The sequence below is a fragment of the Pseudomonas sp. 51_B genome (assembly GCF_017491595.1).
GTDB classification, from domain to species: Bacteria; Pseudomonadota; Gammaproteobacteria; order Pseudomonadales; family Pseudomonadaceae; genus Aquipseudomonas; species Aquipseudomonas promysalinigenes.
The window spans coordinates 1-330 of sequence record NZ_JAFGYW010000499.1; the positions used below are offsets into that span (position 1 = coordinate 1).

Here is a 330-nt window from a genome sequence, read left to right on the forward strand (position 1 = left end):
TACGGCCGGTAACAACGGTACCACGACCCGAGATCGAGAATACGTCTTCGATCGGCATCAGGAATGGCTGGTCGATAGCACGAACTGGCTCAGGGATGTAAGCATCCAGAGTTTCTACCAGCTTCTTGACAGCGGTAGTGCCCATTTCGTTGTCGTCTTTGCCTTCCAGCGCCATACGAGCCGAACCGATGATGATCGGGGTGTCGTCGCCTGGGAAGTCGTAGGTGGACAGCAGGTCGCGAACTTCCATCTCGACCAGTTCCAGCAGCTCAGCGTCGTCTACCAGGTCAGCCTTGTTCAGGAAGACCACGATGTACGGAACGCCTACCT

The 330-nt window shown here is 56.1% G+C and carries 1 protein-coding gene; it reads right to left on the reverse strand.

What is annotated here, in order from left to right; translation table 11 throughout:
• Positions 1 to 330 (reverse strand): GTP-binding protein (locus tag J5M56_RS27280; protein ID WP_243430916.1); only part of this gene is annotated, 330 nt, incomplete at both ends.